The organism is Gryllotalpicola sp. CP2-P1, assembly GCF_057512245.1.
Genome location: NZ_JBLRDT010000087.1, coordinates 1 through 11,200, shown reverse-complemented (window position 1 = coordinate 11,200; position 11,200 = coordinate 1). Strand labels below are relative to the sequence as shown.

At 69.2% G+C, this 11,200-nt stretch carries 9 protein-coding genes; 8 read left to right on the top strand and 1 reads right to left on the bottom strand.

The window, feature by feature from the left end; translation table 11 throughout:
* The 3 genes from ACM2XV_RS08560 to ACM2XV_RS08550 form a co-directional block, all read left to right on the top strand.
* The coding region (locus ACM2XV_RS08560; protein ID WP_487026627.1) for an AAA family ATPase at positions 1-1,044 on the top strand (1,044 nt) is incomplete at its 5' end.
* 14 nt (positions 1,045-1,058) lie between these two features.
* The gene (gene ftsY / locus ACM2XV_RS08555) at positions 1,059-1,943 is read left to right on the top strand and encodes a signal recognition particle-docking protein FtsY (RefSeq protein ID WP_487026626.1); all 885 of its coding nucleotides are present in this window, start codon (positions 1,059-1,061) and stop codon (positions 1,941-1,943) included.
* 21 nt (positions 1,944-1,964) lie between these two features.
* Entirely contained in the window at positions 1,965-2,477 is a 513-nt protein-coding gene (locus tag ACM2XV_RS08550; RefSeq protein ID WP_487026625.1) for a DUF2004 domain-containing protein, read from the top strand.
* On the opposite strand, the gene ACM2XV_RS08545 is transcribed toward ACM2XV_RS08550, so the two are convergent.
* A complete protein-coding gene (locus ACM2XV_RS08545; RefSeq protein WP_487026624.1) occupies positions 2,384-3,181 on the bottom strand; it encodes a restriction system modified-DNA reader domain-containing protein in 798 nt (265 codons plus the stop codon). The genes ACM2XV_RS08550 and ACM2XV_RS08545 overlap by 94 nt on opposite strands.
* A gap of 194 nt (positions 3,182-3,375) precedes the next feature.
* Here ACM2XV_RS08545 and ffh point away from each other — a divergent pair, with 194 nt between their 5' ends.
* From ffh to ACM2XV_RS08520, 5 genes are all read left to right on the top strand, one after another.
* Positions 3,376-4,929 (top strand): signal recognition particle protein, encoded by a 1,554-nt coding sequence (ffh, locus tag ACM2XV_RS08540; protein WP_487026623.1) that lies wholly within the window; start codon positions 3,376-3,378, stop codon positions 4,927-4,929.
* 57 nt (positions 4,930-4,986) lie between these two features.
* Positions 4,987-8,067 carry a 3-phosphoshikimate 1-carboxyvinyltransferase gene (aroA, locus tag ACM2XV_RS08535; protein WP_344778681.1) on the top strand — a complete coding sequence of 1,027 codons (3,081 nt, stop codon included), beginning with the start codon at positions 4,987-4,989 and terminating at the stop codon, positions 8,065-8,067.
* An 11-nt stretch (positions 8,068-8,078) separates the two neighbouring features.
* Entirely contained in the window at positions 8,079-9,257 is a 1,179-nt protein-coding gene (locus tag ACM2XV_RS08530) for an acyl-CoA dehydrogenase family protein (protein WP_344778683.1), read from the top strand.
* On the top strand, positions 9,251-10,066 hold the full coding sequence (locus tag ACM2XV_RS08525) for an SDR family oxidoreductase (RefSeq protein WP_487026622.1): 816 nt from the start codon (positions 9,251-9,253) through the stop codon (positions 10,064-10,066). The genes ACM2XV_RS08530 and ACM2XV_RS08525 overlap by 7 nt, the downstream gene beginning before the upstream one ends.
* On the top strand, positions 10,066-11,200 hold a 1,135-nt coding region (locus ACM2XV_RS08520), incomplete at its 3' end, for an oxidoreductase (RefSeq protein ID WP_487026621.1). The genes ACM2XV_RS08525 and ACM2XV_RS08520, both read left to right, overlap by 1 nt.

The following is an 11,200-nucleotide window of genomic DNA, read 5'->3' as shown; positions in this document are numbered from 1 at the left end:
GCGGCGCGGCGTGCCGTCATCCGTCGTCATCAGCTGGACGCCGCGCAGGCGGTCGCCGCGGACCTGCCGGCCGTGCTGGAGTCCGTCGACCGCTCGCTCGCCCAGGCGCGGCTCGAGCTCGCGAACGCCGAGCGGCAGCGTGCGAGCCAGAACGAAGAGCTCGCGGGTCTGCGGCGCGAGGAATCCGCGCTGCGCGAGCGGCTGCAATCCGTCAGCGAGAACGTGCACGGCCTCGAGCTGCAGATCTACGAGAAGAAGCTGCACCTCTCGAGCCTGCTCGAGCGCGCCGGCAGCGAGCTCGGCCTCGTCGAGGACGTGCTGGTCGCCGAGTACGGGCCCGAGGTCGAGATCCCCGCCGAGGAGGAGGGCGGCGAGCCGACCGTCTTCGACCGCGCCGAGCAGCAGAAGCGGCTCGACAGGGCGCAGCGCTCGCTCGACCAGCTCGGCCGGGTGAACCCGCTCGCCCTCGAGGAGTTCGCGGCCCTCGAGCAGCGGCACCAGTTCCTCACCGAGCAGCTCACCGACCTGCAGAACACCCGCCGCGACCTGCTGACGATCATCGAAGAGCTGGATGCCACGATGCAGACGGTCTTCCAGGCCGCCTTCGAAGACACCAAGAACGCGTTCGCCGAGGTGTTCCCGATCCTGTTCCCGGGCGGCGCCGGCAGCATCCAGCTCACCGACCCCGACGACCTGCTCACCACCGGCATCGAGGTCGCGGTGCGCCCCGCGGGCAAGAAGATCGAGCGGCTGTCGCTGCTGTCCGGCGGCGAGCGCTCCCTCGCGGCCGTGGCCTTCCTCGTTGCGATCTTCAAGGCGCGGCCGAGCCCGTTCTACATCATGGACGAGGTCGAAGCGGCTCTCGACGACGCGAACCTCGGCCGCCTCCTCACGATCTTCGAGAACCTGCGCGAGTCGAGCCAGCTCATCGTCATCACGCACCAGAAGCGCACGATGGAGATCGCCGATGCGCTCTACGGCGTCTCGATGCGGCAGGACGGCGTGAGCGCCGTCGTCGGCCAGCGGGTCGGCACCGCCGCATAACTAGAATTGTCCGCATGGCAGAAGCTCGCTCGTGGTCGTTCGGCGGCGCACTCCGGAACCTCTTCACCGGCCAGCAGAAGCGGGTCATCGATGAGGACACCTGGGACGAGCTCGAGGTCGCGCTGATCGGCGCCGACTTCGGCCCCGACATCACCGAGAGCGTCATCGACGAGCTCAAAGCCAAGGTCGAGCGTTACAAGACCACCGACTACGCCGACCTGCAGCGCATGCTGCGCGAGGGCCTGGAAGAGCGCCTGTCGAAGTTCGACACGACCCTGAAGCTCACGGAGCGCCCCGCTGTCGTGCTGGTCGTCGGAGTGAACGGCGTCGGGAAGACCACGACGATCGGCAAGTTCGCGAAGTTCCTCACCAACTACGGCCGCTCGGTCGTCGTGGGCGCGGCCGACACCTTCCGCGCGGCGGCCGTCGAGCAGCTCGGCACCTGGGCCGAGCGCGCCGGCGTCCAGATCGTCAAGCCGCAGCAGCAGGGTCAGGATCCGGCATCCGTCGCCTTTCAGACGGTGGACTTCGCCAAGCGCAACGGCATCGAGATCGTGATCGTCGACACGGCCGGCCGCCTGCACACCAAGGGCGGGCTCATGGACGAGCTCGGGAAGATCAAGCGCGTCGTCGAGAAGCAGGCGCCGATCGCCGAGGTGCTGCTCGTGCTCGACGCGACCACCGGTCAGAACGGTCTCATGCAGGCGCAGGCGTTCCTCGAGAGCGCGGGGGTGACCGGGCTCGTGCTGACGAAGCTCGACGGCTCGGCGAAGGGGGGCTTCGTGCTCGCCGTGCAAGAGAAGACGGGCATTCCGATCAAGCTCGTCGGCCAGGGCGAGGGCATCGGTGACCTGACCGGCTTCACGCCGCACGTGTTCGTGCAGCAGCTGGTCGGCTGAGTTTTCTTAAGGGGCGAGCGGATGTCTGTCGAGCACGACTATTTCGGGGTGGTCGATTCCACCGGCGGCGGGGGACTCTACTGGGACGACACGCTCGAGGTCGGCGACCAGTTCGTCGATCTGGTGCTCACCGCCGAGGACGAGGACCTCGTGAGTGCGTCGTCGCTCGATCTCGCCGCGGCGATGGCCCAGGGGCTCGAGGCGTTCGACGGCCGAGCCCGTGAGGCGCTCGTCGCGCAGCTCTCCGAGCGGCAGTCGGCGACCACGACCTTCATCGACCGCCAGGTCGACAGCAAGGGCGAGGACCTGCAGACCCTGCTCGACCTGATGGTCGACAACTCGGGCGACATCGCGATCGATGTGCTCAAGTCGCTGCAGCTCGTGCGGGTCGTGCTCCACCCCGAGCACACAGAAGGCGACGACGCCTTCGCGACCTTCGACTACGCGATCGACCCCGACGAGTCCGATGAGCTGCTGGTGGTCTCGTTCGGCGCCGACGGCGATGTCATCGCCGTCGAGGACGTGCCCGAGTAGGGCACCCACACGTCGTCCTCGTCCGGCTCGTCGCCGAGAAGCAGCGCGGCAGCGTCTCGCGGCGCGAGCGGCCCCACCGGCTGCGTCACCCGGAACCATTGATCGCCGGACTTGTGCTCGATCAGTCCATCGAGCTCGAGCAGCGCGCGGCGCGTGGAGTCGGCTGATCGGAAAAGGCCACCGGTCCACCACGAGCCCCGCGCGTCGACGATCGTCAGCTCGCCGCGCTCGTCGGCCCAGGCCATGCCGAATACTCCGCGGACGGTCAGCCGCCACAGCGGCCGGCCCGGTGGCAGGGGCACGTTCCGGGTGCGCAACCAGAGCTCGTCGAGGGTGTCGCCGGTGCGAACACGCCAGGTGGTCCATCCGTTCTGGCGATGCCCTGCCGCGTAGCTGGAGGCCGCCGTCGGCGAGTCGAACAGCTCGCCCGAAGGGAACTCGATGAGCCCGTCGGCGGTCACGGCCGCGGTGATCGTCACGCCCGTGTTCCGCCGGCGCCAGGTAAGCGGATCGCCGGCCACAAGCCAGTGCTGATCGAGCAGGGTGGCGAGCGATCGCCCCGTCGCCGCCGCCGCCCGAGCGTCCGCACCACGGGTGATGCCGAGAAGCTCGCGGATCACGGCGTTGGGGGTGTCGATGAATGCGCGAGCTCGTGACTGCAGCGCGTCGTAGACCTCGTCATCGACCCGAATAGAGGGTGGCATGCCTTCTTCCTCAGCTCTCTTCCTCAGCCCGCGACAATGTGACACGCAGAGGAAAACCTGTGGCGCGGTGTCGTGCCCTTGTGAACCTAGGCGCGATCAACGGCGCGCCGCGGAAGTTCTCCACCGGCTGCGTCGACGTGCGTGCTCAACACCGCGGCGTTCGCGCAGACCACCCCCGGTAGAATCGTCGCACCATGGCGATCTTCGGCTCACTCTCCGACCGGCTCACTGAGAGCCTCAAGAACCTCCGCACCAAAGGCAAGCTCTCCGCGAGCGATGTCGACGGCACGGTTCGCGAGATCAGGCGCGCCCTGCTCGAGGCCGACGTCGCGCTCGACGTCGTCAAGAAGTTCACGGCGGCGGTGCGCGAGCGCGCCCTCTCCGATGACGTGAACCGCGCGCTGAACCCGGCGCAGCAGGTCGTTCAGATCGTCAACGAAGAGCTCATCGAGATCCTCGGCGGCGACCAGCGCCGCCTCGAGTTCGCGAAGAACCCGCCCACGATCATCATGCTCGCGGGCCTGCAGGGCGCGGGCAAGACGACGCTCGCCGGGAAGCTCGCGAAGTGGCTGAAGAAAGAGGGCCACACGCCGATGCTCGTGGCGGCCGACCTTCAGCGCCCGAACGCCGTCACGCAGCTGCAGGTGGTCGGCGAGCAGGCAGGCGCGTTCGTCTACGCGCCCGAGCCCGGCAACGGCGTCGGCAACCCGGTCAAGGTCGCGAAGGATGCCGTCGACGAGGCGCGGCGCCGCCAGTACGACACCGTGATCATCGACACCGCCGGCCGTCTCGGCGTCGACGCCGAGCTGATGAAGCAGGCCGCCGACATCCGCAAGGCGACGAGCCCCGACGAGGTCCTGTTCGTCATCGATGCCATGATCGGCCAGGACGCGGTCGCCACGGCGAAGGCGTTCCAAGAGGGCGTCGACTTCACCGGCGTCGTGCTGTCGAAACTCGACGGCGACGCGCGCGGCGGCGCCGCGCTCTCGGTGGCATCCGTCACGGGCCGCCCCATCATCTTCGCCTCGACGGGCGAGGGCCTCGACGACTTCGAGCCCTTCCACCCCGACCGCATGGCGAGCCGCATCCTCGACCTCGGTGACATCCTCACCCTGATCGAGCAGGCCCAGCAGGCGTTCGATGAGGAAGAGGCGCGCCAGGTCGCCGAGAAGTTCGCGACCGACAGCTTCACCCTCGACGACTTCCTCAAGCAGATGCAGCAGCTGCGCAACATGGGCTCGATCAAGAAGATGATCGGCATGCTGCCGGGTGCGGGCGGCATGCGCCAGCAGCTCGACAACTTCGACGAGCGCGAGATCGTGCGCACCGAGGCGATCATCCAGTCGATGACACCGGCCGAGCGCCGCACGCCCAAGATCCTGAACGGCTCGCGCCGCCTGCGCATCGCCAAGGGCTCCGGCATGACGGTGACCGACGTGAACCAGCTCGTGAACCGCTTCGAGCAGGCATCCAAGATGATGAAGACCGTCGCCAAGGGCGGCGTGCCCCAGGTGCCCGGCATGGGGCCGATTCCCGGCGCCGGCTACGCGGGCGGCCGCGGCAAGCAGCAGCAGAAGAAGAAGGGCTCGCGCTCGGGCAACCCTGCCAAGCGGGCGGCCGAGAACGCTGCGCTGGCCTCCGGCGTCAAGCCGGGCGCCCCTGCAGAGCCCACCGGCGCCAGCTTCGGTCGGGGGAGCGCGCAGCAGACGCCCGATCTCGAGCAGATCCAGAAGCTGTTCGGCCGCTGAGCCGACTGCCCGCCGTGCATGCCCGCGCAGGCATCCAATCGCCGGTAGCGTGAAATCGTGCAGTTGATCTCTAGAGGAACCACACACAAGCTCGAAGGCACGCTGGAGATCCCGGTCTCCAAATATCACGCACACCGCGCCCTGGTGCTGGCCGCTCTGGCCGAGGGCACGAGCGTGATCACGGGGATCTCGTCGACCCGACAGGTCGAGTGGACGGTCAGCGTTCTGCGCGCACTCGGCACCGGCATCGAGATCACGGATTCCGGTTACGTGGTCACGGGAACGGGCGGTCGCTTCCACGGTGCGCCGGTCAACGAGCGCGGCTCGCGCGGCGAAGACGGCCTGCTGAACGTCGGCTCCTCCGGAACGACCCTCTACTTCATCACCGGCCTCATGTCGCTCTCCGACCGGCCCACGACGGTCACCGGCATGAAGTACTTCCGCCGCCGGCCGATCAAGGCGCTGCTCACCGCTCTCACCGAGATGGGCCTCGAGCTCGAGTCGACCAACGACTGCCCGCCGATCACCGTTCAGCCGAAGCGCCCCAAGGGCGGCGACGTCCACATCGCGGGCACGCTGTCGCAGTGGGTCTCGGGGCTCCTGCTCACGGCGATGTTCGCCGAGACCGACACCACGATCCACATCACGGGCGGCCAGCTCAACGAGCAGCCGTACGTCGACCTCACGGTGCGCATGATGCGGCACTGGGGCTTCCGCGTCGACGTCAGCGAGGACTGGCTGACCTACACGGTCCCCGCGAACCAGACCGGCACCGCCGCCGACTACACGATCCCTGCAGACATCGGATCGGCGGCTTTCGGCATCGCGGCCGCCGCGCTGCACCCCTCCGACGTCCTCTTCCGCGGCCTGCCGGCGGCGACGACCGCCGAGGTCGACCACCCCGAGGCCGAGTTCCTCGACATCGCCGCGAGCATGGGCGTCCCCATGGTCATCGACGACGAGACGGGCTGGGTGCGCATCAAGCACGACGGCATCACCCTCAAGCCGTTCGACATCGACGCGACGCCGATTCCCGACCTGCTGCCCATCCTCTCGGTGATGGCCAACTTCGCCGAGGGCACGAGCCACCTGCGCAATGTCGGCCACGTCCGCCTCAAGGAGTCCGACCGCGTCGCGGCCATGCTGCAGCTCAACAAGATGGGCGGCGACGCCACCCAGGAGCCGACCGAGCTGCACCTCAACGGCACGGCCGGTGCGCGCGGGAAGGGCGCGAAGCTCTCGAGCTTCAACGACCACCGCGTGCTGATGTCGCTGGCGATCGCGGGCACGAAGTCCGACGGCGAGACGAGCCTCACCTACCCTCGCGCCTACCGCATCTCATACCCGACCTTCCTCGAGGCGATGACCTCGATCGGGCTCGACATCGACGTCGACGCGCCGTCGAAGGGCGAGGGTGACGACGACGAGACGCAGGTGCAGGCATCCGCCCCCGTCAGCGCTGAGCCGCTCGTGCTGCCGATCGCGGTGCGCGAGTACGCCCGGACGAAGGCCGACGAAGCCGCCGTCATCGAGGTGGGCGGCACGGCGCCCGTGACGACGACGTGGGGCGAACTGCAGGCCGAGGCCGACAAGGTCTCGCAGCTGCTGCTCGAGCTCGGCGTCGAGAAGGGCGAGTCGGTCGGCGTGCAGCTGCCCAACTGGAGCGAGTTCGTCGCGATCTCGCTCGGCGCGATGCAGATCGGCGCCGTCGTGACGCCGATCATGCCGGTGTTCGGCCCGCGCGAAGTCGCCATGACCCTGTCGCGCTCGCGCGCCCGCGTGCTGTTCCTGCCGAACCTGTTCCGCAAGCGCCACGCCTCGATCGAGCTCGTCTCGGTCGCCGACGAGGCGCGCCAGCAGGGCCGCAAGCTGCACCTCGAGCACGTCATCGTGCTGCAGGCCGAGAACCGCGACGGCGGCGAGGCCGTCAACGTCCCGCCGATTCCCGAAGAGGCGGTGGCGCGCGCCGAGGCCGCGTCGTGGACGTGGCGCTATTACGAGAACGCGCTCGGCTCGGTCGACCCCGATCTCGAGCAGATCGCCGATCGGATGCCTGCGGCCGACGACGTCTGCCAGCTGCTGTTCACCTCGGGAACGACGGGGGAGCCCAAGGGCGTTCAGCACCCCTACCGCACGCTCGGCCTCGCAACGGCGCTGCACGTCCAGCGCTCGGGCCTGACCGCAGACGACCGGGTGTACATCCCGAGCCCGCTCGCTCACCAGACCGGCTTCCTCTACGGCATGCTGCTCGCGTGGCGCCTCGGCGTCGCCTCCGTCATCCAGCCCGTGTGGGACGGCCAGGTCGCGCTCGACCAGGCGTTCGGCCAGGCGAAGGCGAGCTTCGTGCAGGCGGCCACGCCGTTCCTCACCGACCTCGTGGCCCTCGTCGAAGGCGGGCAGCCCAAGCCTGAGTCGCTACGCATCTTCGTCGCGACCGGCGCCGCCGTGCCGCGCGAGCTCGCGGGCCGCGCGACGACCGTGCTCGACACCGCTGTGCTCGGCGCGTTCGGCACGACCGAGACCTGCCTCGCCACGCTCTCGGGCCCGGGTGACCAGCCCGAGAGCATGTGGGGCACCGACGGCCGCGTCCTCGACGGCATCCGCCTGCGCATCGTCGACGACGAGGGCGTCGAGGTTCCGGTCGGCACCGAGGGCAATTTCGAGTTCGCATCGCCCACGCTGTTCGGCGGCTACCTCGAGCGCCCCGATCTCACCGCCGACGTGTTCACGGAGGACGGCTGGTACAAGACCGGCGATCTCGCCTTCGTCGATGAGGCGGGCTACCTGCACATCACGGGCCGCGTGAAGGACGTCATCAACCGCGGCGGCGAGAAGATCCCCGTCGTCGAGATCGAGAACCTGCTGTACCAGCACCCGCTCGTCGCCGACGTCGCGATCGTGGCCATGCCCGACCCCCGTCTCGGCGAGCGCGCGTGCGCCTTCATCGTGAGCGCGAAGGCCGATGGCAGGCTCGAGTTCGCCGCCATGCAGGAGTACCTCAACACCCACGGCGTCTCGAAGTACTACTGGCCCGAGCGCCTCGAGTACATCGACGAGCTGCCGCGCAATGCGGTCGGCAAGATTCAGAAGAACGTGCTGCGCGAGCAGGCTGCCGCCCTCGTCGCCGGTGACAAGTAAAGGAAGACACAGTGACCGTCGCTGAATTCGACGACGCGGAGTTCGCCGCGCTCAAGGCCGAGATCACCGCGTGGGTGCAGGGGCCGGGCGAGGAGTGGGCCGAGAAGATCGAAGAGACCGGGGATGTCCCGGCCGAGCTCTTCGACGAGCTGAAGAGCCGCGGCTGGCTGAGCCTCGCCGCCCCCGCCGAGCTCGGCGGCCGAGGCATCCCGTTCAGCCGCTACCTCGAGCTGCTCGAGCAGATCTCGAAGTCGCACGGCTCGATCCGCATGCTCGTGCACGTCATCAACGGCACCTGGCGGGCGATGGCGCCGTATGCGAGCCCCGAGCTGCTCGACGAGGTCGTGAAGCCCTCGATCGCCGGCGACAAGCTCGTCGCGTTCACGCTGACCGAGCCCGACAACGGCACGGGCGCCGACATCACGACGACCGTGCGCCGCGAGGGCGACGAATACGTCATGAACGGCGTGAAGCACCTGATCACCTTCGGGGTGAAGGCCGACTACCTGCTCATCGCCGCCCGCCTCGAAGGCTCGACGGGCAACGACGGCACCGTCGCGTTCGCCATGCCGAACCGCCTGCCGGGCGCCGAGGTCATCGACGACTCCGACACGATGGGCGTGCGCGGCACCGACCACGCGATCCTCAAGTTCAACGAGGTGCGGATTCCCGCGAAGTACCGCCTCGGCGACGAGGGCCAGGGCCTCGAGGTCGCCCTCGGCGGCTTCCTGCTGCCGAGCCGCGTCTCGGTGGCGATGAGCGCCGTCGGCCTGGCCGAGCGCGCCCAGGAGCTCGCGATCGAGTTCTCGAAGGAACGCGTCACCTTCGGCAAGCCGCTCGCGCAGCGCCAGGTGATCCAGTTCTACATCGCCGAGAACTTCGGGCGGATCGCCGCCGCGAAGGCGCTCATCATCCAGGCGGCTCGCGCCTACGAGCAGGGTGCCCCCGAGGCATCCGCTCTCTCGAGCGCGGCCAAGATGATCGCCGTCGAGATGCTCGCGACGGTCACCGACAACGCGCTGCAGGTCTTCGGCGGCCGCGGCTACTGGAAGAAGAACCCCATCGAGCGCGTCTATCGCGACGCGCGCGCCCAGCGCTTCGAAGAGGGCACGAACGAGATCCAGAAGCTCGTCGTCGCCCGCGCCGCCATCACCGGCGAGGCGAACACGGAAGGAATCCTGAATTGGTAGACAGCACGCCCCGCGTCGTCGTCATCACCGGCGCGAGCCGCGGCATCGGCCGGCTGCTCGCTGAGAAGCTCGGTGCCGAGGGCGCGCATGTCGTCATCAACTACAAGAAGAACGCCGACCTCGCCGAGGAGTCGCTCGCGGCCGTGCGCGCCGCGGGCGGCGACGGCATCACGGTGCAGGCCGACGTCGAGGTGCCCGAGGGCATCGAGGCGCTGTTCGCCGGTGTCGACGAGCACTACGACCACATCGACGCGTTCGTCGCGAACGCGGCCGCAGCGGCGTTCAAGCCGATCACCGAGATGAAGGTGCACCACATCGACCGCAGCTACGCGATGAACGCGCGCAGCTTCGTGCTCGGTGCCCAGCAGGCCGTGAAGCGGATGCCGCGCGGCGGCCGCATCCTCTACATCTCGAGCTACGGCAGCCTGCGCGCCTTCCCGACCTACGCGGCGCTCGGCGCCTCGAAGGCCATGGCCGAGCAGTACATGAAGTACATGGCGGCCGAGTTCGGCCCGAAGAACATCACCGTCAACGCGGTCAACGGCGGCCTGATCGACACCGACTCGCTGGACTACTTCTACAACAAGGTGCCGGGCATGGCGCCGATGGACTCCGTGATCTCGAAGCTGCCGCTGCAGCGCCCCGCGAAGGCCGACGACATGGCCGACGCCGCGCAGTTCCTGCTCTCCGACAAGGCCGGCTACATCACCGGCCAGGTGCTCACGGTCGACGGCGGCCTCACGATCATCGCCCCGCCGTTCTGGTCCGACACGACCGGCGAGCTGCACGCCTCCGTCTTCGGCGAGTGATGGAGCTCCTCCGCCGCCCGTGGCGGCTCGGATCCCTTGAGCTGCCCCATCGCGTGGTGATGGGCAGCATGCACACGGGTCTCGAGCCGCGCGGCGACGGCGGAGAGGCCCTCGCCGCGTTCTACCGCGAGCGCATCGAGGGCGGCGCGGCGCTCGCGATCACGGGCGGCATCTCGGTCAACGAGGAAGCCCGCGGCGGCCCCGACTACGTGGTCATGACGGACGCCTCGACCATCGCCTCGTATCGGCGGGCGACTCGTGCCGTGCACGACGCGGGCGGATTCCTGTCGGCCCAGCTGTTCCACGCCGGCCGCTATGCCGTGGGGGAGTGGGCCGTCGCCCCGAGCCCCGTGCCGTGGCGCGCCGCCCGAGGGCTCGTTCCGCGCGAGCTCACGGGCGCCGACATCGAGCGGACGATCGCCGACTTCGCCGCCTCGGCGGCTGCGGCCCGCGAGGCGGGCTTCGACGCCGTCGAGCTGATGGCGTCGGAGGGCTATCTGCTCAACCAGTTCCTCTCGCCGCTCACCAATCAGCGCACCGACGAGTGGGGCGGCGACAGCGTCGCGCGCATGCGCTTTCCGCTCGCGGTCTTCGAGGCCGTCCGCGCGGCCGTGGGCTCGGACTTTCCGGTCTCGGTGCGCATCTCGGCCACCGACCTGATGCCGGGCTCGACCACGGAGGCCGAGGTGGATGCCTTCGCCCTGGCCCTCGCCGATGCCGGCGTCGACGCGCTGAGCATGGGCGTCGGGTGGCACGAGTCGGCGGTGCCGACGGTGCAGGCATCCGTGCCCCATGGCGCCTGGATCGCCTACGGCGAGCGGCTCGCCGACAGCGTGCACGCGCGCCACCCCGGCCTTCCCGTCATCGGCAGCAACCGCGTGATCGACCTGCGCGACGCCGAGGGCGTGCTCGCGCGCGGCCACGTCGACGCGGTCGCGCTGGCCCGGCCGTTCCTCGCCGACCCTGAGATCGTGAACCGCTCGTTCGCGGGCGAGTTCGCGCTGATCAACTCGTGCATCGGCTGCGACCAGGCCTGCATCGACCGCTCACTGGTGTTCCGCGAGATCAGCTGCCTCGTCAATCCGCGCGCCGGGCGCGAGACCGAGTTCCCGCTCGGTATCACGAACGCGCGCA